We start from the raw sequence: 22,131 nt of genomic DNA on the forward strand, positions 1-22,131 counted from the left end.
CGCACTTCTGCTCGATGAAGATCACCCAGGACGTGCGCGACTTCGCCGCCGCCCAGGGCATCGCCGAGGCCGAGGCGCTGGAGAAGGGCATGGAGACCAAGGCGGTGGAGTTCGTGAAGAAGGGCGCCGAAATCTACCAAAAAGTCTAAAGTCACCTTCCGCCGTATCCGACGAACGGGCCTCAGGGCCCGTTCTTTTTTGTCGCAGCACCTGCCCATTTTGTGGTCGCCCCGGCCACGCCGACTCGCCGCAGCCCCCGCGGCGCATGCCTCCCAGCCCTCTCCCAGGCACCTGCTGCATTGCGGAATATCCAGCCCCGGCGCGGGATGCGGAGCTTTCCCGACCGTTCGTCGCAGCCACCTCAAGTTCCCCCCGGCGGGGCCGTTTCCCTTGGAGCCCGAACGAACGGGACGTCGTGACGCAGATCACCGAGGCCCGTTTCAGTTTTTCGCATTTTTGTCGTTACCGGAAAGAGCCGCTCGGTGATCGCCACGTCGCCCTCCGGCCCCGATTCAACCGGAACGCCCCCGAAAACTGACCGCCGCGCCGGCAACGGCTGCGGAGACCGAGACACCCGATGCGCAAACCGCTCAACAACGGATTCACGCTGGTCGAACTGCTGGTGACGATCTCGATTGCCGCGATCCTCATCAGCATCGCGGCGCCGTCCTACACCTCGCTGACCAACACCAACCGGCTGGCCACCCAGGCCAACGACATCCTGGGCGGCCTGATGATCGCCCGCAGCGAGGCCATCCGCCTGAACCAGCGGGTGGTGTTCTGCCGCAGCGACGACGGCAGCACCTGCTCGGCATCCACCGACGCCTGGAAGGGCTGGCTGGTGTTCGCGGACGCCGACGGCTCCGACACCCCCAGCGCCGCGGAGATCCTGCGCACCGGCTCGATCTCGACGGCCTCCGGCATGAGCGTGCTGGCCAGCCCGGCGATCTCCGGCCAGAGCAACCGCATCCGCATCGGGTCGGACGGCTTCGCCCGCACCGCGCCCGGCTCCTCGTCGGCGCTGCTGCAGGCCAAGCTGTCGGTGTGCATCGTCACCCCCGCGCCCGCCTTCAACGCCCGCGAGCTGCGCATCGCCGCCGGCGGCCGCCCCCTCATCGTGCCGGTGGATAACGACGGCGCCTGCTCAAACCCCTCCAACTCCTGACCCCAGCCACAGGCATTCCGGAAATGAGAAACAAAACCTCTCTCAAGCGGCAACAGGGCGTGGGCCTCATCGAAGTGCTCGTCTCGATGGTGGTGCTGTCCCTGTGCATGCTCGGCATGGCCGCCCTGCAGACCGTGTCCCTGCGCAACAACCAGAGCGCCCAGTCGCGCTCGATGGCCACCATCATGAGCGCCTCGATCACCGAATCGATGCGCGCCAACGTGGTCGCCGCCAAGGGCGGCGAGTACAACGTGGATACCTGCGCCAACGTGAGCGGCACGGGGCTCGCCAACACCGACGTGGCCTCGTGGATCAACGCCCTGAAGGGCGCCATCGGGCGCACCGCCTGCGGCGGCATCGAGTGCCGCAACGCCACCTGCGACATCACCGTGCAGTGGGACGACTCCCGCGCCACCAGCGGCAAATCGGCCTTCAGCGTGACCACCCGCATCATCCTGTGACGACGGCCATGTTCGCCCCGACCGCTCGCCCCGCCCGCATGAAGGGGCTGACCCTCATCGAGCTGATGATCTCGCTCGTGCTGGGCATGGTGCTGGTGGGTGGGGTGCTGGTGGTGTTCCTGGGCAGCCAGACCTCCTACAAGACCTCGGACAACCTCTCCAAGATGCAGGACTCGGCGCGCATCTCCTTCGCCCTCATCAGCCACGAGGTGCGCGAGGCGGCCGGCACCGGCTGCGGCAACGGCAGCCGCCTGGACAACGCCATCTCGAAGCGCAACGAGAGCATCCTCAACGCTGCCCAGGCCACCACCCCGGCCTGGTGGAGCGTGGTGGGCAACGGGGTGCAGGGCTTCGACGCCGGCACCGCGACGCCCGCCGTCGCCATCGGCAGCGGCGTGGGCCAGCGCATCTCCACCACCGACGCGATCCAGCTCACCGGCGCCCTCGGCGCGGGCTTCAGCATCGACGCCCACAACAACACCGGCTTCAGCTTCACCCTCAACACCGCCACGTCGGGCCTGAGCGCCGGCGACATCCTGATCGCCTGCGACTACAAGCAATCCACCGTGCTCAACGCCTCCACCGTGTCCGGCAAGACGGTGACCTACGCCGCCGGCGCCGGCACCCGGGGCAATTGCGGCACCTCGCTGGGCTTCGACGCCGACAACACCTGCTCCACCACCGCCTACAAGTACGACTCGCTGGTCGCCCGCCTGTACCGCTTCGGCGCCAGCACCTGGTACATCGGCAACGGCACCGCCGGCCGGCCCGCGCTGTACCGCCTGTTCCTGAACGGCACGCCCGAAGAGATCGCCACCGGCGTGACCGACATGCAGATCCAGTACCTCCAGAGCGGCAACACGGCCTACGTGGATGCAGCCTCGGTCACCGACTGGGGAGCGGTCATCGCGGTGCGCCTGACCCTGAACTTCGAGGGCATCGACAAGAACGTCACCACCGGCACCGCGGGCGAGCGGCGCATCACCACCGCCGCCACCAGCACCATCATGCTGAGGAACAGAACGCCATGAGCCCGCACCATCCCCGCCGGCAGCGCGGCATGGTCCTGGTCGCGTCGATGCTGATCCTCATCGTCATCACCCTGCTGGGCCTGTCGGCCATGCGCAGCGCCGGGCTCGAAGAGCGGATGAGCGGCAACCAGTACGACCAGAACTACGTGTTCGAAGCCGCCGAAGCCGCCCTGCGCGAAGCCGAGATCGTCGCCGCCTCGCCGCTGACCTTCACCACCGTCTGCACCAACGGCCTGTGCCCGACGCCCGTCGCCAACGCCACCGACCGCTGGATGGACAGCAGCTTCACCGGGTGGAAGTCGGCCACCAACGCCAACGCCGGCATCGTCACGGCCCAGTACATCATCGAAGACATGGGCGCCCAGCCGGTCGACGGCACCTGCCATCTGCAGATCCCGGTCGAGCCCACCTGTCTCATCCCGATGGTCCGCATCACCGCCCGCGCGGTGGCCGCCAACGGCCGCGGCACCAGCGTGATGCTTCAATCCAATCTACGCCAGTAATCCAGGGAGCCGGTCATGAGAAGCCCGTCCAACCACCCGCGCAGCCGCAAACCCAGGGCCGCCTTCGCGCCCTCGCTGATCGCCCTCGCCGTGATCCTGGCCTGCCAGCCCGCCCGTGCCACCCTCGACATCCCGAACGCACCGCTGCAGTCGGCCGCCGCCATCCCCTCGAACATCCTGTACATCCTCGACGACTCGGGCAGCATGCAGTTCGAGATGATGCCGGACGACCTCACGATCTGGCCCGGCGAGAACCCCATCGGCGACCTCGGCTATGGCATCTACCTGTTTCCGCCGCCGACCCGCACCATCTACGGCTCGGACATCTACGGCCAGAACAACACCAACTGGCGGCTGATCCCCACCTTCAGCGACACCAACTTCCACAACTACTACAAGCGCTCAGCCGCCAATAACACGATCTTCTACGACCCGTCGATCACCTACACGCCGTGGGTGAAATACGACGGCACGTCGTACGGCAACGCCTCCCCTAGCGCGGCACCGTACCATCCAGCCAACTCGAGCGCCGGCACCCTCAACCTGACAAGTCAGCAGACCCTCACCGCCAACTGGATCTCCGGCACCTCCCTGACCAACGGCGCATCCCAGTGCGGCTGGTCGGGCACCTGCACCCACAGCTTCTGGCCGATCACTTACTACGTGTACAAGGGCGGCAGCCTGAGCAAGACGGCCGCCGCGAGCTACACCAAGTACCAGATCCAGGGCAACAAGGGCTACGCCACCGACCTGGCCACCGGCACCACCACGACCATATCGAGCGCCTTCCCCTCCGGCCGCAGCGTCGCCGACGAAGCCCAGAACTTCGCCAACTGGTTCAGCTACTACCGTTCGCGCACGCTGGCGGCCCGGGCCGGGTCGAGCATCGCGTTCTCCAAGCTGGGCACTAACTACCGGGTCGGTTTCACCACCATCAACACCGGCAGCTTCGGCGACGCCATCCCCACCTCAGGCGTCTTCGAAAGCACCAACCGGCAGACCTGGTTCAACAACCTGTTCACCAACCCCGTACCCACCTCCGGCACGCCGCTCAAGCAGGCCCTCGACCGGGCCGGCCAGTACTACTCCCGCTCCGACAACACCGGCCCCTACGGCCCCTCGCCCCAGCTGTCGTGCCGGCGCAACTTCACCATCCTCACCACCGACGGCTACTACGGCGACACCACCATCGCCGGCATCGCCAACGAGGACGGCACCGCCGGCACCACCATCAGCGGCACCGGCTCCCAGACCTACAAGTACGCCGCGGTCAAGCCCTACCAGGACAGCTACACCAACACCCTGGCCGACATCGCCATGTACTACTGGAAGAACGACCTGCGGACGGACCTGGCCAACAACATGCGGGCCACCAGCACCAACCCGTCGTTCTGGCAGAACATGAACACCTTCACCCTGTCCCTCGGGCCCCAGGGCACCCTCAACCCCGCCACCGACCTCGCACGCCTGACCGCCGGCACCGTCACCTGGCCCAACCCCCTGGACGGCGACGCCCAGAAGATCGACGACCTCTGGCACGCCGCCGTCAACGGCCGCGGCAGCTTCGTCGCCGCCAAGAACCCCACCGAGTTCGCCAACGGCCTGGTCTCGGCGCTCACCACCATCGGCGAGGCCGGCGGCGTGTGGAACGTGGCCGTCACCTCCTTCGCCCTCGAAGCCGCCGGCCGCACCTTCGTCGCCCGCTACGACGGCAACTGGGGCGGCGACCTGTGGGCCGTCGCCTACAACGCCAACGGCCAGATGAACACCACCTCCGACGGCACTCCGATCCCGGTCTGGAAAGCCTCTGCCAATGTGCCGGCGGCGGCATCCCGCAACATCTTCACCTGGAAGGACAACGGCGGCGGCGGCACTGCCTTCGAATACACCAACCTCAGCGGCAGCAAGAAGAGCGCCCTGGGCAGTTCGGCGGTGGTGGACTACCTGCGCGGCGTGCGAACCGGCGAAGTCTCCAACGGCGGCGCCTACCGCAACCGCAGCTCGGTGCTCGGCGACTTCGCCAACCCCGCCCCGGTCTACCTCAAGTCGTCCAACACCCTGTTCATCCCGGGCAACGACGGCATGCTCCACGCCTTCAATGCCACCAACGGCGTGGAGCTGTTCGCCTACATCCCCGGCAGCGTCAACTTCACCGACCTCGCCTCGCTCTCCAACCCCAACTACTCCCACAAGTACCTCAACGACGGCGAGCTGGCCGTCTCCGACGCCACCCTCGTTGGCAAGAACATCCTGGTGGGCAGCCTCGGCCGGGCCGGCAAGGGCATCTACGCGCTGGACGTCAGCTCGCCCTCCGCCTTCGGCAGCGGCAACGTGCTGTGGGAATACACCGACTCCGACCTCGGCCAGACCCTCGGCAAGCCGGTGATCGTCAAGCTCAACACCGGCGTGTGGGCGGTGCTCATCGGCAACGGCTACAACAGCACCAACGAGAAAGCCTTCCTGTACGTCCTGAACCTCGAAACCGGCGCGCTCATCAAGAAGATCGCCACCGGCGCCGGCTCCTCCACCGCCACCAACGGGCTGGCATCCCTGGTCGGCTTCGACAAGGAGGGCGACGGCAAGGTCGATCTGGTCTACGCCGGCGACCTGCTCGGCAACTTCTGGCGCTTCAACCTGGCCGGCACCGACACCAGCGCATGGTCCGCCACCTCGATGTTCACCGCCCGCGACGCCAGCAACAACACCCAGCCCATCACCGGCGGGCTGTCGGTCGCCATCGACCCCAAGACCAACAAGCGCTGGGTCTTCGGCGGCACCGGCCGCTACCTCACCAACGCCGACGTCTCCGACAACGCCATCCAGACCTGGTACGGCCTCATCGACGACGGCACCGCCATCGCCGGCCGCAGCGCCCTCACCCAGCGCACCCTCACGGCCGAAACCGCCCAGGGCACCTACCTCACCCGCACCTTCTCCGAAGCCACCGCCAACGACATGGTCGGCAAGAGCGGCTGGTACGTGGATCTGGCCATCGGCGGCGTCAAGAGCGGCGAGCGCATCGTCTCCCGCAGCCAGTACTCGGCCGGCGTGCTGTACGCCAGCAGTATCATCCCCAGCACCGACAAATGCGCCTCGGGCGGCAGCGGCTACATCAACGCCCTGAGCGCCTTCAGCGGCGCCACGCTGGTCAAGCCCTTCTTCGACATCAACAACGACAGCACCTTCGACGACGCCGACAAGAAGCTCGTCGGCGGCAAGCTCACCCCGGCGGGCTCGGTGCGCACCGGCGGCATGATCGGCGAGATCACCATCAAGAAGGTCACCGACTCCAAGTTCACCATCCAGAGCTGCGACTCGACCGGCGCCTGCAAGGCCCAGCCGAACGTCAACCTCACCGAACTGCGGGGGCGCGTATCGTGGCGGGAAATCCGCAAGGAATGACGCGGGATGCCGTTATAGGCCTCGCCAACGTCAACCTTTGCCCCCGGGAAGCCCATGAAGCCCAACCGCCAACGCCGCCGCCAGGCCGGCCTCACGCTGATCGAACTGATGGTCGCCGTCTGCATCGTCGGCATCCTCACCATGATCGCCTACCCCAACTACTCCAGCTACGTGATGCGCAGCAAGCGCAACCTCGCCACCGCCTGCCTGCAGGAAGCCGCCCAGTACATGGAGCGCTTCTACACCTCCAACCTGCGCTACGACCAGGCCACCGACGGCACCGCCGTGGCCCTGCCCGCCACCGCCTGCGTGAATGACATGAAGGGCACCTACGTGCTGGCGATCGCCTCGGTGAGCGCCAACGCCTTCGTCCTGAAGATCACCCCCCAGGGCGGCCAGGCCAGCGCCGACACCCAGTGCGGCACCCTCACCCTCGCCCACACCGGCGCCAAGACGGTATCCGGCACCGGCACCCCCAACACCTGCTGGTAAGCCCCACCCGACCCACGGCGGGAAGCCACGGCCAGCACGGCCGGCGCTTCCCGCCGTCGTCGTTTTGGCAACACCCGCCCCGCCGGAGCACGCCCGGCGCACATCGACAGCCCGCCCCCGCCGGCCCGGTGCTAGGATTCCGGGATACCCTCTCCGGAAGCGCAGGCCGCCCATGAACCTCGAGAAAGTCATCTTCGGTTTCTTCATCGTCTTCGCCGCCACCCTCAACTTCGGCTTCTTCATCGGCGAAATCGACAACCCCGCCCACCACGACATCTACGAGCTGTTCGCCGCGGTGGTGGTCAACCTGATCGCCACCGTGCTCAAGTTCGGCGACCGCACCCAGATCGGCGCCATCCACCTTGCCACCAGCCTCGTCGCCGACCTGCAGCTGCTGGCCGCCGCCATGGTGTGGGGCTACGTGGCCCACGTGGCCGGCACCGGCCTCACCCCGTCGTCCATGTCGAGCATCGTTTCCCTCTCGGGCGGCGCACTGTTCGCCAACGTCGTGTCGGTGGTGATCCTGATCGCCGAAACCATCATGCAGCGGCGCTGACGCCGTGAACAGCACCCCCACCAGCACGATCTTCCTGGTCCTGCGGCGGCTGCGCACGCCGCTGATCGTGCTCATCGTGATCTTCGCGGTATCGGTGCTCGGCCTCACCCTCATGCCCGGCCCGCCCGACCCCAACGGCGGCGGCCCAGGGCCACGGATGAGCTTCTTCCACGCCGTCTATTTCATCAGCTACACCGCCACCACCATCGGCTTCGGCGAGATCCCCTACGCCTTCTCCGAACAGCAGCGGCTATGGACGGTGGTGTGCATCTACCTGTCGGTGATCGGCTGGGCCTACACCCTGGGCACCGTGTTCGCGATGCTGCAGGACAAGAACTTCCTCAACGCCATCGCCGTGCAGCACTTCTCCCGCCAGGTCCGCCACCTGCGCGAACCCTTCTTCCTGGTGTGCGGCTACGGCGAGACCGGCCGGCTGATCTGCAAGGCGCTGGACGAACTGGGCTTCCGGGCGGTGGTCATCGAACTCGACGAAACCCGCGTGGGCGACCTGGAGCTGCAGAGCTACTCCGCCGACATGCCCGCCCTGTGCGCCGACGCCGGCAAACCCGACACCCTGATCTTCGCCGGGCTCACCAGCCGCTACTGCCGCGGGGTGATCGCGCTGACCAACGACGACGGCACCAACCTCGCCGTGGCCATCGCCGCCCGCCTGCTGGCCCCCACCCTGCCGGCCCTGTGCCGGGCCGAACACGCCGAAACCGTCGCCAACATGGCCTCCTTCGGCACCCGCCACATCATCAACCCCTTCGAGAAGTTCGGCGAGTACATGGCCCTCGCCCTCCACTCGCCGGCCGCCTACCACCTGCTGCTGTGGCTCACCGGGCTGCCCGGCACCGCCATCGCCCGCCACCGGGAACCGCCCACCGGCAAGTGGGTGCTGTGCGGCTACGGCGCCTTCGGCCGGGTGATGACCCAGGCCCTCGAAGGCGCCGGCCTGCCGGTGACGATCATCGACCGCGCCCCGCCCATCGACCCGACCCACACCTGGGTCAAGGGCGACGGCACCGGCGTCGAGGCCCTGCGTGCGGCCGGCATCGCCGACGCGGTGGGCATCGTGGCCGCCACCGCCAACGACGTGAACAACCTCTCCACCGTCGTCACCGCCCGGGAACTCAACCCCCGGCTGTTCACCGTGCTGCGCCAGAACCACGTCTCCAACCGCGCCCTGTTCGAGGCCTTCGAATCCGACTTCGCGATGGTGCCCAGCGAAATCGTCGCCCACGAATGCCTCGCCATCCTCACCACCCCGCTCCTGGCGCCCTTCCTCGACGCCGTCAAGCGGGCCGACGACGCCTGGGCCCAGCAGATCCTCGACGCCCTCACCGCGCGCTTCGGCTGGGACGTGCCCGCCGTCTGGAGCGTCACCCTCAACATCGCCCAGGCGCCCTCGGCGTACCGCCTGCTCATGCGCCACGACCGCCTGCAGCTCGGCCAGCTGCTGCGCGCCCCGGTCACCGGGCGGCCGCCCCTCGAATGCCGGCCCCTGCTGCTGCTGCGCGAGGGCGACCCACCCCGCCTGCTGCCGGGCGACGAGCAGGACATCCTGCCCGGCGACCAGCTCCTGCTGGTGGGCCTGGACGCCGCCCGCAAGGATCTCGACCTGGTCCTGTTCAACGCCCACACCCTCGACTACGTGCTCACCGGCCAGGACTCCCCGGGCGGGCTGGTGTGGGAGTGGCTCGCCGCCCGCCGCCGGCCCGGCAACGCCTGACCTGCCCGGCGCGGGCGACGCCCACCCGGCCCGCGTCCAGGCACGCGCTAGAATGCGCGCTCCCCACCGCTCCCTGCCGCCATGCCCTTGCGACTCTCCCCGCGCCTCGTCCGCCCCCTGTTCATCCTGGCCCTCGTCGTCATCTTCGTGCTGGCGATGATCCCGATGGCCGTCGTGCCCGAGGTCGTCTCCTTCCAGGACAAGCTCCACCACAGCGCCGCCTTTGCCGTGCTCGCGCTGCTGGGCTGGGCGGGCTGGCCGCGGCAGATCGGGGCGGTGGCCGGCGGCCTGCTCGGCTACGGTGTGCTGATCGAAGTGTGCCAGGCCACCCTCACCGCCAACCGCGTCGGCGAGCCGATGGACGTGATCGCCGACGCACTGGGCATCGTCGTCGCCCGGGTCATCGTGGGCTGGCTGGGGCGGGTTCCCCGCGCGGCCTGATCCGCCCGCGCCAGCAAAAAGGGCTGCCCGCGGGCAGCCCTTTTCGTGCAGCGCGAGAACCGCTCAGGCGGCAAACACGTGCTTCACCCGCAGGGTCTCGCCCCGCTCGACCAGCCCGATCAGACGGTCGATGTTGGGGTGCTTGCCCGGATTGAGGCGCGCGTCCTCGCTGTGCTCCGAGTAGATCTCGATGCCCTGGGCGGCAGCCGTCGGGGTGATCGCGCCGTGGATCTGCGCCAGGTGGTTGTACACCGCCAGCGAGCCGGCCTGGCCGGGCTTGTTCTCGATGGTGGCCACCACCTCGTCGCCAGCCCCCAGCAGCTGGATCGAAGCCAGGTGCGAGACGCCCGGCAGGGCCTTGAGCTTGTCGGCAAAAGCCATTCGTGAATCTCCAGAATCAGGTTTGAAGCGCGAAGGGCGACCACGCCGCCCTTCCGATCAAGCCGGCACCAACGCGCCGGCGAGCGTTCAGATGCGCCTGGCCAGCTCGGCGGCCTTGCCGATGTAGCTGCCCGGGGTCATCTCGAGCAGGCGGGCCTTCTCGGCTTCGGGGATCGCCAGGGTGCCGATGAACTGCTGCAGCGCTTCCTTGGTGATGCCCTTGCCGCGGGTCAGCTCCTTGAGCTGCTCATAGGGGTTGGGCACGGCGTAACGGCGCATCACGGTCTGGATCGGCTCGGCGAGCACTTCCCAGCAGGCGTCGAGATCGGCGGCGAGGCGGGCCGGGTCGGCTTCCAGCTTGCCCAGGCCGCGCAGGCAAGAATCGTAGGCCAGCACGGCGTAGCCGAAGGCCACGCCCATGTTGCGCAGCACGGTGGAGTCGGTCAGGTCGCGCTGCATGCGGGACACCGGCAGCTTGTCAGCCAGATGGCGCAGCACGCTGTTGGCGAGGCCCAGGTTGCCTTCGGCGTTCTCGAAGTCGATCGGGTTGACCTTGTGCGGCATGGTGGACGAGCCGATCTCGCCGGCCTTCAGCTTCTGCTTGAAGTAGCCCAGGGAGATGTACATCCAGATGTCGCGGCACACATCCAGCACGATGGTGTTGGCGCGGGCGGTGGCGTCGTACAGCTCGGCCATCGCGTCGTGCGGTTCGATCTGGATGGTGTAGGGGTTGAAGGCGAGGCCCAGGGATTCGATGAAGCGGCCGTTGAAGGCTTCCCAGTCGAACTCGGGGTAGGCCGACAGGTGGGCGTTGTAGTTGCCCACGGCGCCGTTGAACTTGGCGGTCAGCTCGACGCCGGCGATGGCCTTGCGGGTGCGGCGCAGGCGATACACCACGTTGGCCATCTCCTTGCCCAGGGTGGTCGGGCTGGCGGGCTGGCCGTGGGTGCGGGAGAGCATCGGCAGGTCGGCGTGCTGGTGGGCCAGCTCGACGAGGCGATTGATGATCTTGTCCAGGGACGGCAGCAGCACGCCGTCGCGGCCGTCGCGCAGCATCAGCGCGTGGGAGACGTTGTTGATGTCTTCCGACGTGCAGCCGAAGTGGATGAACTCGGTGACGCGGGTGACTTCGGGGTTGTGGCCCAGGCGCTGCTTGAGCCAGTACTCCATGGCCTTCACGTCGTGGTTGGTGGTCGCCTCGATGGCCTTCACGGCCTCGCCGTCGGCCACCGAGAAGTTGGCGATCACGCCGTCGAGTTCGGCGACGGTGGCGGCGGAGAACGGCGCGATCTCGGCCAGTTCGGGCGCGGCGGCCAGCGCCTTGAGCCATTCGATCTCGACCTTCACGCGGTTGCGGATCAGGCCGAATTCGGAGAAGTGCTCGCGCAGCGCGGAGACCTTGGATTCGTAGCGGCCGTCCAGCGGCGACAGCGCGGTGATGGGTTGCAGATTCATGCGTAAAGCCCTTGAGGCAGAAAAGCAAAGTTCTCTATTTTACCGCCTTGGAGGCCGCTTCGCCGATGATAAAATCCGGGCTCCCCAACTGCTGTGCCAAACCCATGAGAAAAGGTCCGCAAGTTCTCGAAAACTTCATCTTCTGGAGCCGCTGGCTGCAGGCCCCGCTTTACCTCGGCCTGATCGTCGCCCAGGGCATCTACGTGTGGCTGTTCATGGCCGAACTGGGCCACCTGGTGAGCAACGTCATCCACTCCGGCGGCCACATCAGCGAAACCGAAACCATGCTGGTGGTGCTCGGCCTGATCGACGTGGTGATGATCGCCAACCTGCTCATCATGGTCATCATCGGCGGCTACGAGACCTTCGTCTCCCGGCTCGACCTGGAAGGCCACCCCGACCAGCCCGAGTGGCTGTCCCACGTGAACGCCGGCGTGCTCAAGATCAAGCTGTCCACGGCCATCATCGGCATCTCGTCGATCCACCTGCTCAAGACCTTCATCAACGCCGCCAACCTGCCCGAGCAGGCCATCATGTGGCAGGTCATCATCCATGTCGTGTTCCTGTTCTCGGCCCTCGCCATGGCGTGGGTCGACAAGATCATGAACCAGACCGTTCTGCTGTCAAAACACTAAAGAGAGGGAGCCTCACCCATGACCGCAATCAAGCAGGAAGACCTGATCCAGTCCGTCGCGGACGCCTTCCAGTACATCAGCTACTACCACCCGCTGGACTACATCAAGGCGCTGGGCGAAGCCTACGAGCGCGAGGAATCCCCCGCCGCCAAGGACGCCATCGCCCAGATCCTCACCAACTCGCGCATGGCCGCCGAAGGCCATCGCCCGATCTGCCAGGATACCGGCATCGGCATGGTGTTCATCAAGGTGGGCATGCAGGTCACCTGGCCGGACGCCACCATGAGCGTCCAGAAGATGATCGACGAAGGCGTGCGCCGCGCCTATGCCAACCCCGACAACCCCCTGCGCGCCTCGGTGCTGGCCGATCCGGCCGGCGCCCGCAAGAACACCAAGGACAACACCCCGGCGGTGGTCCACTTCGAGATCGTCGAAGGCGATCACGTCGAGGTGATCTGCGCGGCCAAGGGCGGCGGCTCCGAAGCCAAGTCCAAATTCGCCATGCTCAACCCGTCCGACGACCTGGTGGACTGGGTCCTGCACAAGATCCCCGAGATGGGCGCCGGCTGGTGTCCGCCGGGCATCATCGGCATCGGCATCGGCGGCACGCCCGAGAAGGCCATGCTGCTGGCCAAGGAATCCATCATGGCCCCGGTGGACATCCACGAACTCAAGGCCAAGGCCGCCGAAGCCGCCGCCAAGGGCGAGAAGCTCACCCGCGCCGAAGAGCTGCGCCTCGAGTTGTACGAGAAGGTCAACGCGCTGGGCGTCGGCGCCCAGGGCCTGGGCGGCCTCACCACCGTCCTCGACGTGAAGGTGCTCGACTACCCCTGCCACGCCGCCAACCTGCCGGTGGCCCTGGTGCCCAACTGCGCCGCCACCCGTCACTGCCACTTCCACCTGGATGGCTCCGGCCCCGCCAAGATCGAGCCGCCCAAGCTCGAAGACTGGCCCGCCGTCACCTGGACGCCGGATCTCAAGTCCGCCACCCGGGTTGACCTGAACACCCTCACCAAGGAACAGGTCGCCGCCTGGAAGCCGGGCCAGAAGCTGCTCCTCAACGGCAAGATGCTCACCGGCCGCGACGCCGCCCACAAGCGCATCGCCGACATGCTGGCCAAGGGCGAGAAGCTGCCCGTCGACTTCACCAACCGCGTGATCTACTACGTCGGCCCGGTCGACCCCGTGCGCGATGAAGTCGTCGGCCCCGCCGGCCCCACCACCGCCACCCGGATGGACAAGTTCACCCGCATGATGCTCGAGCAGACCGGCCTGATCTCCATGGTCGGCAAGTCCGAGCGCGGCCCCACCGCCATCGAAGCCATCAAGGACAACCAGTCCGCCTACCTGATGGCCGTCGGCGGCGCCGCCTACCTGGTGGCCAAGGCCATCAAGTCGGCCAAGGTCGTCGGCTTTGCCGACCTGGGCATGGAAGCCATCTACGAGTTCGACGTGCAGGACATGCCCGTCACCGTGGCGGTCGATTCCTCCGGCACCTCGGTGCACAACACCGGCCCGAAGGAATGGCAGGCCAAGATCGGCAAGATCCCGGTCACCGTCGCCTGACCCGGCAACGCCCCACGCAAAACCCGGCCCCGTGCCGGGTTTTGTGCTTTCTGGGGCTCAGGCCGCGCCGCCGCGGAACTTCTCGGGCCGCAGCACGGCCGCCTCGGTCACGAACATCACCATCCCGTAGTGGGCGTAGTAGCGGTGGTGCAGCGTCTCCACGATGGCCTCGACGGTCGCCTCGTCGCACAGCACCTCCACCCGGATGTTCGCCACGGCACCCCACGAGCCGTCCCGCAGGCCGTGGGCGCCCCGCCCGCGGGCCTCGGTGACGGTGTAGCCGCGGGCGCCCAGCTCGGCCAGGTCGCGCACCAGATCGGGCTCCAGGCTGGCCTCGCAGACGATGGTGAGGAGTTTGCGCAGGGTCAGGGGCAGGTTCATCAGATCACTCCGGCAAGTTGGCTGGCGAGCCAATGATAAGTCGGCACGCCCACCAGCAGGTTGAACGGGAAGGTGATGCCCAGCGCCGCGCCGATGGAGAGGGCCGGGTTGGCCTCGGGCACCGCGATGCGCATCGCCGCCGGGGCCGCGATGTAGGACGCGCTGGCGTACAGGGTGGCCAGCAGCATCGCGCCGCCCACCGAGAAATCCAGCAGATTGGCGGTGAGCACCCCCAGCAGGCCGCTGGCCAGGGGCATCGACACCGCGAAGGCGATCAGGAAGGGCCCGGCCCGGCGCAGGTCGGCCAGCCGCCCCGCCACCACCAGCCCCATCTCCAGCAGGAAGAAGGCCAGCATGCCCTTGAAGAGGTCGAAGAACACCCGGTCGAGGGGCTGGATGCCCTGGGGCCCGGCCAGCCAGCCGATCAAGAGGCCGCCGCCCAACAGCACGATGCTCTTGCCCGCCAGCACCTCGTGGAGCAGCTTGCCCCAGCGGGTGTCGGCGGCGCCCTTGCGGGCCAGGGCCACCCCCACCACCAGGGCCGGCAGCTCGAGCAGGGCCAGGAAGACCACCATGTAGCCCTCGGCCGGCTCGCCGCGGCTGGCCAGATAGCTGCTGGCCACCGCGAAGGTGACCACGCTCACCGACCCATAATGGGCAGCGATCGAGGCCGCGTCGGCCCGGGGCAGGCGCCCCACGCGCTGCAGCAACGGAAAGGCCGCGAGCGGGATCAGCAGCGCCGCCCCCACCACCACCAGCGCCGGCAGCGCCAGATCGGCCACGTGATGGCGGGACAGCTCGACCCCGCCCTTCAGGCCGATGGCCAGCAGCAGGAAGATGCTCAGGGCCTCATACACCACGCCGGGCAGCTTGAGGTCGGAGCGCACGACGCCGGCCAGCAGGCCGAGGGCGAAGAACAGGATGACAGGTTCGAAGGGCATGGTTCGGCCGGGCCGTAGCCCGAGAGCAGATAACGCTTGCCAGTCTGGCTGCAGTGCAGCATAAAATCCAATTAAAGACTTTCACTCGACACATAAACCGGAGCTTATACATGCCCCGTCGCCGCATCACCTTCCGCCAGCTTGAGACCTTTGCCGCCGTCGCCCGCCTGGGCGGCTTCAGCCGCGCCGCGGAGGCCCTCCACCTCACCCAGCCGGCGGTGTCGATCCAGCTGCGCCAGCTGGCCGACACCGTGGGCCTGCCGCTCTTCGACCAGGCCGGCCGCGAGCTGCGCCTCACCGCCGCCGGGGAGGAGCTGCTGGCCACCGTACGCAGCCTCGACGACGTGTGGTCGCGCTTCGAGTCGGCCATCGACGAGCTGCAGGGCTTGCGCCGGGGCCGGCTGCGGGTGGCGCTGGTGAGCACCGCCAAGTACTTCGTGCCGCGCATGGTGGGCGCCTTCTGCCGGCGCTACCCGCAGGTCTCCATCGAGCTGGAGATCGCCAACCGGGCGCGGATCGTCGAGCGCCTGCGCAACAACGAGGACGACCTGTACGTGATGTCCTACCCGCCCGACGACCTGGACATTGTGGTCCACCCCTTCCTCGACAACGAGCTGGTGGCCCTCGCCCCGCGCGACCACTGGGCCGCCGCCCGCCCGGTGAGCCTGCGAGAGCTGGCTGGCGAACCCTTTCTGCTCAAGGAGCCCGGCTCGGGCTCGCGCCACGCCATCGACGCCTTCGCGGCGGCCGAGGGGGTGCCGCTGCAGGTGCGCCTGTCGCTGGCCAGCAACGAGGCGCTGCTGGAACTGGCCGGCACCGGCATGGGCATCGCGGTGCTGTCCCGCCACGCCCTGGGCGACCGGCTGGAGGCCGAGGGCCTGTGCGTGCTCGACGTGGCCGGATTTCCCCTGCACCAGCCGTGGAACCTGGTGCACCTGCGCAGCAAGATATTGTCGCGGCCGGCCCGGGCGTTTCTGGACGAACTGCGTCAGGCCTCCGCCGTGCCCGGCCCCGACGCCGGTCCACCGCCGCTGGAGCCGCACCGCTAGAATGGAAGGCTCCGCCCCGGCGCCCCACCCATGTTCCGCACCCTGCGCATCGCCATCCTGCTGGTCGTCCTCGCCACCGTCGCCGTCGGCGCGTGGCGGGCCGGCGCCCAGGCCACCGACTGGAAGCACTCGATCCGCACCACGATCTACCCCATCGCCGCCGACGACTCGCCGGTCACCCGCCAGATCGTCGCGCGCCTGCATGCCGACGACTTCGCCCCCATCGGCGAGTGGCTGCAGGAGGAAGTCCGGCGCTACGGGCGGCCGCTGCTGCGCCCGGTGGCGATCACCCTGGCGCCGCCCCTGGAGGCGCTGCCGCCCCCCTTCCCGGCAGACGGCAACCGGCTGTCGGTGGCGCTGTGGAGCCTGCAGCTGCGCTACTGGGCGTGGCGCCACGACGCCGCCCCGGGGCCGCGCCCGGAGATCCGCCTGTTCGTGCTCTACCACGACCCGGCGCTCACGCCGCAGCTCGATCACTCCCTGGGTCTGCAGAAGGGCCTCATCGGCGTGGTGAAGGTGTTCGCCAGCCGCGACGAGCGCCAGCGCAACGGGGTGGTGATCGCCCACGAGCTGCTCCACACCCTGGGCGCCACCGACAAGTACGACCCCGCCAGCCTGCTGCCGGTTTACCCGGACGGCTACGCCGAGCCCGGACGCCAGCCGCGCCACCCCCAGGCGCTGGCCGAGATCATGGCCGGGCGGTTGCCGGTGGCCGAGGGCCGCGCCGACAGCCCCGACAGCCTCGCCGACACCGTGATCGGCCCCCGCACGGCCGTCGAGATCGGCCTGCTGCCGGCGCGCTGAGGCAGCCTGCTAGCGGATCACCTCGACGATCTCGACGCCCATCTCGTAGAGCCCGGCCTGCTCCAGCCCGTGGCAGCGGCGCACCCGCACCCGGGCGTGCAGCGGCTGGAAGGGGCCGCCCATGTCGGGCGGCAGCACGGCAATCTCGAACACTTCGTCCATCCGCGGGACGTGGCTGGAGCGGATGGTGAGGCCGCCCACGCTGATGTCGACACAGGTGCCGACCACCGCCTGCGCGGCGTGCGGGAGCTTGATGCCCACCTTGCAGCCCAGGGGGATGCGGCGGTCCCGGCGGCGTTCGGTCATGCGGTCCATGGGCGTCTTCGTTTCCTTGTGCCTGAGATGGGCGCACCTTACGGAAGTCCGTCCGGCGTCGCAAGGTTCAGAGACGCTTGCAGGCGGCGGCCGGAAAATAGGTACAGATCTAAAAAACGGAAAAAAGATAGGTACAGATGCCCGACCGCCTCAGGGCGCCGAGTTGGCCACATCCCGGGGCGGCTGCAACCGCACCAGCCGCACCTCGCCGTAGGCCACCCGCTGGGCGAAGGGCCGGCCGCTGTCGATGCCGGTCTGCCAGTTCACCACCTCGTAGGCGCCGAAGCCGGGCTGGCCGGCGAGCTGCGCCGCGCGGCGGGCGAACACCTGGCGCGCCTCGCCGCCCCCGCCGCTGTGCACGGCCTTGTGGCGCAGGGCGAGGAGGTAGCGCTCGTCGGACTGGCGGGATTCCTCGATCACCCAGTTGGGCGCGAAGGGGTCGCTCACCACGTAAAAGGCCAGCCCCGCGGCCGCCACCGGCGCCTTGAGCAGGGTGGCGTCGCTGAGCAGCAGGGCCCCGGCCGGCAGCAGGGCCCACTCCTTGGCGGGCAGGTGCTCGCAGCCGGCCAGGAAGGCCGCCAGGGCCAGGGCGACGGAGGACGGGCGGGGACGCATCGCCGTCAGCCCAGGTAGTTGAACAGCGACAGGTTGCTCACCTTCAGGAAGCTCTGCTGGGCCGCCTGCAGGAAGGTCCGCTGCTGGGTGAGGTTGCTCACCGCCTCGGCGTAATCCACGTCCTCCAGCCGCGACAGGGCCTCGTTGAACTGCAGGTCGAGGTTGCCGTTGATGTTCTGCTGGGTTTCGACCTCCACCATCCGCGAGCCCACGCCGGAGCGCACCCGCGAGACGTTCTCCTGGGAGGCGTCCATGCCGGCGATGGTCTGGGTGCCGTTGAAGCGGATCGCCGCGGCGTTGCCCGACTTGAGCGCATTGACGAAGTTGCCCAGCACGTCGAAGGTGCTCGACACGGTGGACACGCTGAAGCTGTCGCCGCTCGCCGGCGCGCCGCTGAGGGTGAGGCTGACCCCGCCGAAGGCCAGCGTGGTGCTGGTGCCGCTGGTGGTGACGGTGGGGGCGATGGGGCTGGCGTGGGCCGGGTCGGCGGTGGAATCGAAGACCTGATAGGTGGGGCCGGCGCCCACGCTGACGGCGTAGCTGTGGCCGTTGTAGGCGGCCGACAGGCTGGACCCGGAGACCTGCGCGGCGCCGGTGTTGCCCGCCCCCGCCAGCGCGAAGGCGGAGCCCGCCGGCGCGCGGATGGCGTTGAAGATCTCGTCGCCCGAGCTGGTGATGGGCAGGTTGCGCGAGGCGGAGATCTGCAGCGTGCGCTCGCCCTGGTCGCCCTGGTAGCCGACCCCGCCGGCCAGCCCGCCGGTGAAGGGCTGGATGTTGCTGCTGTAGCCGCCGAAGACGTACTCGCCGGTGGAATCCTGGCTGTTGGCGATGCCCAGCAGCGCCGAGAACTGTTCGGCCAGATCGGCGCCGATGCTGGCCTGCTCGCTGGCGGTGTAAACCCCGTTGCCCGACTCGACCGCCCGGGTGCGCACGTAGGTGACGATCTCGTTGGCGGCGTCGAGCTTGCTGTCCACCAGCTTGAGGGCGTCGCTGGCGTAGCCCTGGTTGGCGGCGTAGAGGTTGTTGACGCTCTTCGACTGGGAGATTTCCAGCGCCCGGGCCGAGGCCACCGGGTCGTCGGAGGGGCGCAGGATGCGCCGCCCGGTGGCCACCTGCTTCTGGGTGTCGAGGAGCTGGGCGTTCTGGCGCTGCATCTGGCCAACGCCCGAGTCGTAGATCATGCCGGTGGTGACGCGCATGGCGGAGTTCCTTCAGGTTATCGGCCGAGGGCCAGCACTTCGTCGAAGAGCTTGGAGGCGATGCTCATCACCTTGCCGGCGGCCTGGTATGCCTGTTGATAACGGATGAGGTTGGCGGCTTCTTCATCGAGATTGACGCCGGCCACCGACTGCTGGGCCGTGGTGGCCTGATCGACCAGGCTCTCCTGGGCGTCGCGGTTCACGCTCACCTCGCGGGCCTTGTTGCCCACCGCGCTGACCAGCTGGGAATACACCGACTGGAGGGTGGCGGAGGGCTGGCCGCCGGCCGCGAGCATGACCTTGGTGGTCTGCAGGTTGCCCAGCAGCACGGCGTTGCGGCTGTCGGAGACGCCCTTGGTGTTGGGGCCAACGGTGAAGGTGTCGTTGTCCTTGATCGCGCCGGTCATCGAGAAGCTGACGCCGCCCACCGCGATGCTCATCCCGCTGGTGTAGGGGATCGACGCCACCGGCGCGGCGAGGGTGACGGCAGCGGCGCCCAGGGGCGTGTAGGTGACCGGCTGGCCGGCCGGGAAGCCGCTGAGGTTGCCCCCCGAGTAGGTGAGCTTGAGGGGCGCGGCGGCAGTGCCGAAGGCGGCCAGGCTGGCGGTGCTGGACACCACCGGCGCCGAGATGCTGCCGGTGCCCAGGTTGGTGCTGGTGGCGGCGCTGGTCACCGGCGCGGCGGCGGCGAGCATGCGGGTGTCGCTGATCGACACGCCGATGTTGGCGGCGGCGTTGCGGGTGGGCAGGATCACGAAGCTGTCGCCCACCATCGAGGTGGTCGGCGGGGTGATGGTGAGGCCCACCGAGGCGGCGGTGACCGAGGCGCCGTCCGACACCCGGGTGAGGGCGTAGCCGCCGGTGGTGTCGGTGAAGGTGAGCTTGTAGTCGTCGCCGGTGAGCTTGGTGATGTCGGCAAACTGCACGTCGGGCGAGGCGGAGCTGGTGCTGGCGTAGCGCGCCACCGCCACCGCCGGCGGGGTGAAGAAGTCGGTGCCCAGGTTGCCGTTGAGATCCTGCCCGAGCACGTGCTGGGCGTTGAAGGCGGTGGCGAGGCCCACCGCCACCAGCCCGAGCTGGTTCTGGGCGGTGTCGAGGGAGCCGCTGCGCATCGCCAGCAGGCCACCCAGCCTGCCGCCGCCCAGCAGGCTCTCGGGGATGGTGATGGCGTTGCCGCTGTTGGTGACGATGTTGACGTTGAAGCGGTGGGGGTCGGCGCTGGAGGGCTGGGCTTCGAGGGTGGTGGCCACGGTGCCCACCACCAGCGGCTGGCCGGTGCCGATGAACACCGACAGGGAGCCGTCGCTGCCGGTGGCGGTGGAGACGCGGGTGAGCTGGTTGAGTTCCTTGACGAGCTGGTCGCGGGTGTCGAGCAGGTCGTTGGCGGGCTGGGCCGACCCGGCCTGCTGGGCCACCGCGATCTTGTGGTTCATCTCAGCGATCTCCTTGGCGTAGGTGCCGATCGCGCCGACGGTTTCCTTGATCTGGCTCTCGAGCCCGGCGCGCACGTCGGTGAGCCGCTCGGAGAGGTTCTGGAAGCGTGCCACCAGGCTCTGGGCGGTGGAGATCATCGACTGGCGGGCGGGGATGCTCGAGGGGTTGGCGGCCACTTCCTGCACGCCGCCGAAGAAGGATTCGAGCGCCGGCGTGAGCCCCACGGTGGAGTCGGCCAGCATGTTGTCGATCTGGCCGATCTCCACGTCGTAGGTGTCGTACTCCTTGAAGCGGGTCTCGGCGGCCAGCACCTGGTTGCTCAGGAAGCCGTTGTAGGCGCGCTTGACGGTGTCGACCTTGGTGCCTTCGCCAAAGAAGCCGGCGCCGGTGAAGAGGGCCGGGTTGGTGCTCTGGACGACGCTTTGCCGGCTGTAGCCGGTGGTGCCGGCGTTGGAGATGTTGTGGCTGGTCGTGAGCAGCCCGGCCTGGGCGGCGTTGAGTCCGGTGAGTCCGATGTTGTAGAGGCTGGCGCTCATGATCCGCGTCCTTGCGTCGGTGGGGTCCGACCCAACCTATGCAAGAACTTTGCCAGCTCTGCCCGCGCCCTCAGGCGGAGGGGGTGGCGCTGGCGGCGAGCGCCACCCGCAGGGTGTTGCCGTTGATGATGCGGGCGAGCTTGTCGGCGTACTGGGGGTCGGTGGCGTAGCCGGCCGCCTGCAGCCCGCGGGCGAAGGCGGTGGCGTCGCTCTGCCCCACCACCGCGGCGTAGCGCGGGTTGTTGCGGATCAGGTTGGCGTAGTCGCGGAAGGAATCCGCGTAGCTGCCGTAGGCGCGGAAGCGGGCGTTCTCGCGGGTGGCGGCACCGTTCGCGTATTCGGTGGTGGCGGTGCTCACGGTGTCGCCGCCCCAGCGCTTGCCGGCCTTGATGTTGAAGAGGTTGTGGCTGGGCGTGCCGTCGGCGTTCTTCAACTCGAACTTGCCCCAGCCGGTCTCCAGCGCGGCCTGGGCCACCAGGAAGCGGGCCGGGATGCCGGTGGCGCGGCTGGCCTCGACGGCCTGGGGCCACACTTTCTCGACGAAGGCGCGGGGGCCGGCGCCGGCCGGCATGTTGGGGAGCTGGGGCACGGCAGTTGCCGCAGCCGAAGCTGCCGCTGCGGCAGATTTTGCCGCTCCGCTTGCCGTGCCGGCGGGCGACACGGCGGCGTCGAAGCCCCGGCGGATCGCCGCATCCAGCGGCACCGGGCCGTCGGGCAGCGTCACCTCGGCCTTGCCGGCGTTGAGCTGGCGCTCGATCACCCGGGCCAGGCCGATGCCGCCAGCGCGGGTGGAGAGCTGCATGGCCATCTGCTGGTCGAGCAGCGACTGGTACATGCGCGTCTCGTCGCTGTCGAACATGCCGCCCTTGGGGGTGGCGTCGCGCATCGACTTGAGCATCTGCTGGACGAACAAGGCCTCGAACTGGCGGGCGGCCTCTTTGGTGGCCTCGGGGGAGTTCTCCTTCGACAGCCGGCGCAGGCCGCCCAGGGTGTTGGGGTCGAGGGCGTTGATCTGGCTGAAGTCGGAGGCGGCCACG

Annotated in this window: 22 protein-coding genes; 13 read left to right on the plus strand and 9 right to left on the minus strand. The window is 68.5% G+C overall.

Features of this window, described 5'->3' with window-relative positions:
• The first annotated feature begins 577 nt into the window (after window positions 1–577).
• The 9 genes from ACE3N6_RS07170 to ACE3N6_RS07210 all read left to right on the plus strand — a co-directional run bounded on the left by ACE3N6_RS07170 (window position 578) and on the right by ACE3N6_RS07210 (window position 9,783).
• Window positions 578–1,165 (plus strand): GspH/FimT family pseudopilin, encoded by a 588-nt coding sequence (locus tag ACE3N6_RS07170; RefSeq protein WP_374244500.1) that lies wholly within the window; start codon window positions 578–580, stop codon window positions 1,163–1,165.
• A gap of 23 nt (window positions 1,166–1,188) precedes the next feature.
• Window positions 1,189–1,626: a type IV pilus modification protein PilV gene (gene pilV / locus ACE3N6_RS07175; RefSeq protein WP_374244501.1), complete on the plus strand. Its 438-nt coding sequence runs from the start codon at window positions 1,189–1,191 to the stop codon at window positions 1,624–1,626.
• 8 nt (window positions 1,627–1,634) lie between these two features.
• Entirely contained in the window at window positions 1,635–2,657 is a 1,023-nt protein-coding gene (locus ACE3N6_RS07180) for a PilW family protein (protein WP_374244502.1), read from the plus strand.
• On the plus strand, window positions 2,654–3,160 hold the full coding sequence (locus ACE3N6_RS07185; protein WP_374244503.1) for a PilX N-terminal domain-containing pilus assembly protein: 507 nt from the start codon (window positions 2,654–2,656) through the stop codon (window positions 3,158–3,160). Before ACE3N6_RS07180 ends, ACE3N6_RS07185 begins: the two co-directional genes overlap by 4 nt.
• A gap of 15 nt (window positions 3,161–3,175) precedes the next feature.
• Window positions 3,176–6,562, plus strand: coding sequence for a pilus assembly protein (locus tag ACE3N6_RS07190; RefSeq protein WP_374244504.1), 3,387 nt, complete (start codon window positions 3,176–3,178; stop codon window positions 6,560–6,562).
• 54 nt (window positions 6,563–6,616) lie between these two features.
• Window positions 6,617–7,054: a type IV pilin protein gene (locus ACE3N6_RS07195; RefSeq protein WP_374244505.1), complete on the plus strand. Its 438-nt coding sequence runs from the start codon at window positions 6,617–6,619 to the stop codon at window positions 7,052–7,054.
• 172 nt (window positions 7,055–7,226) lie between these two features.
• Window positions 7,227–7,610: a DUF6394 family protein gene (locus tag ACE3N6_RS07200; protein WP_374244506.1), complete on the plus strand. Its 384-nt coding sequence runs from the start codon at window positions 7,227–7,229 to the stop codon at window positions 7,608–7,610.
• 4 nt (window positions 7,611–7,614) lie between these two features.
• Window positions 7,615–9,342, plus strand: a complete 1,728-nt coding sequence (locus ACE3N6_RS07205) for a TrkA family potassium uptake protein (RefSeq protein ID WP_374244507.1) — start codon at window positions 7,615–7,617, stop codon at window positions 9,340–9,342.
• A gap of 81 nt (window positions 9,343–9,423) precedes the next feature.
• Window positions 9,424–9,783 carry a hypothetical protein gene (locus ACE3N6_RS07210; protein WP_374244508.1) on the plus strand — a complete coding sequence of 120 codons (360 nt, stop codon included), beginning with the start codon at window positions 9,424–9,426 and terminating at the stop codon, window positions 9,781–9,783.
• A gap of 63 nt (window positions 9,784–9,846) precedes the next feature.
• On the opposite strand, the gene ACE3N6_RS07215 is transcribed toward ACE3N6_RS07210, so the two are convergent.
• Complete coding sequence (locus ACE3N6_RS07215) at window positions 9,847–10,164, minus strand: DUF2322 family protein (protein ID WP_153159947.1); 318 nt, start codon at window positions 10,162–10,164, stop codon at window positions 9,847–9,849.
• A gap of 87 nt (window positions 10,165–10,251) precedes the next feature.
• On the minus strand, window positions 10,252–11,619 hold the full coding sequence (purB, locus tag ACE3N6_RS07220) for an adenylosuccinate lyase (protein ID WP_374244509.1): 1,368 nt from the start codon (window positions 11,617–11,619) through the stop codon (window positions 10,252–10,254).
• 104 nt (window positions 11,620–11,723) lie between these two features.
• Here purB and ACE3N6_RS07225 point away from each other — a divergent pair, with 104 nt between their 5' ends.
• Window positions 11,724–12,254, plus strand: a complete 531-nt coding sequence (locus ACE3N6_RS07225; RefSeq protein ID WP_374244510.1) for a TIGR00645 family protein — start codon at window positions 11,724–11,726, stop codon at window positions 12,252–12,254.
• An 18-nt stretch (window positions 12,255–12,272) separates the two neighbouring features.
• Window positions 12,273–13,820: a fumarate hydratase gene (locus ACE3N6_RS07230; protein ID WP_374244511.1), complete on the plus strand. Its 1,548-nt coding sequence runs from the start codon at window positions 12,273–12,275 to the stop codon at window positions 13,818–13,820.
• A 57-nt stretch (window positions 13,821–13,877) separates the two neighbouring features.
• On the opposite strand, the gene ACE3N6_RS07235 is transcribed toward ACE3N6_RS07230, so the two are convergent.
• Both ACE3N6_RS07235 and ACE3N6_RS07240 read right to left on the minus strand, forming a co-directional pair.
• Complete coding sequence (locus ACE3N6_RS07235; protein ID WP_374244512.1) at window positions 13,878–14,201, minus strand: DUF3240 family protein; 324 nt, start codon at window positions 14,199–14,201, stop codon at window positions 13,878–13,880.
• The gene (locus tag ACE3N6_RS07240; RefSeq protein WP_374244513.1) at window positions 14,201–15,142 is read right to left on the minus strand and encodes a sodium-dependent bicarbonate transport family permease; all 942 of its coding nucleotides are present in this window, start codon (window positions 15,140–15,142) and stop codon (window positions 14,201–14,203) included. Before ACE3N6_RS07240 ends, ACE3N6_RS07235 begins: the two co-directional genes overlap by 1 nt.
• Before the next feature lie 110 nt (window positions 15,143–15,252).
• On the opposite strand from ACE3N6_RS07240, the gene ACE3N6_RS07245 reads away from it, so the two are divergent.
• Window positions 15,253–16,191 (plus strand): LysR family transcriptional regulator, encoded by a 939-nt coding sequence (locus tag ACE3N6_RS07245; protein WP_374244514.1) that lies wholly within the window; start codon window positions 15,253–15,255, stop codon window positions 16,189–16,191.
• A 30-nt stretch (window positions 16,192–16,221) separates the two neighbouring features.
• The gene (locus tag ACE3N6_RS07250) at window positions 16,222–16,995 is read left to right on the plus strand and encodes a hypothetical protein (RefSeq protein ID WP_374244515.1); all 774 of its coding nucleotides are present in this window, start codon (window positions 16,222–16,224) and stop codon (window positions 16,993–16,995) included.
• A gap of 9 nt (window positions 16,996–17,004) precedes the next feature.
• Here ACE3N6_RS07250 and ACE3N6_RS07255 read toward each other — a convergent pair whose 3' ends face one another.
• The 5 genes from ACE3N6_RS07255 to flgJ form a co-directional block, all read right to left on the minus strand.
• The gene (locus ACE3N6_RS07255; RefSeq protein WP_374244516.1) at window positions 17,005–17,310 is read right to left on the minus strand and encodes a PilZ domain-containing protein; all 306 of its coding nucleotides are present in this window, start codon (window positions 17,308–17,310) and stop codon (window positions 17,005–17,007) included.
• Between the two features lie 150 nt (window positions 17,311–17,460).
• Entirely contained in the window at window positions 17,461–17,925 is a 465-nt protein-coding gene (locus ACE3N6_RS07260) for a hypothetical protein (protein ID WP_374244517.1), read from the minus strand.
• Window positions 17,926–17,930: 5 nt separating this feature from the next.
• Window positions 17,931–19,124, minus strand: coding sequence for a flagellar hook-associated protein FlgL (flgL, locus tag ACE3N6_RS07265; protein ID WP_374244518.1), 1,194 nt, complete (start codon window positions 19,122–19,124; stop codon window positions 17,931–17,933).
• A gap of 17 nt (window positions 19,125–19,141) precedes the next feature.
• The gene (flgK, locus tag ACE3N6_RS07270) at window positions 19,142–21,094 is read right to left on the minus strand and encodes a flagellar hook-associated protein FlgK (protein ID WP_374244519.1); all 1,953 of its coding nucleotides are present in this window, start codon (window positions 21,092–21,094) and stop codon (window positions 19,142–19,144) included.
• Window positions 21,095–21,164: 70 nt separating this feature from the next.
• A complete protein-coding gene (flgJ, locus tag ACE3N6_RS07275; protein ID WP_374244520.1) occupies window positions 21,165–22,130 on the minus strand; it encodes a flagellar assembly peptidoglycan hydrolase FlgJ in 966 nt (321 codons plus the stop codon).
• Window position 22,131: the final 1 nt, after the last annotated feature.

Origin of the sequence: Zoogloea sp. (genome assembly GCF_041904905.1) — a bacterium.
Classification (GTDB): domain Bacteria; phylum Pseudomonadota; class Gammaproteobacteria; order Burkholderiales; family Rhodocyclaceae; genus Zoogloea.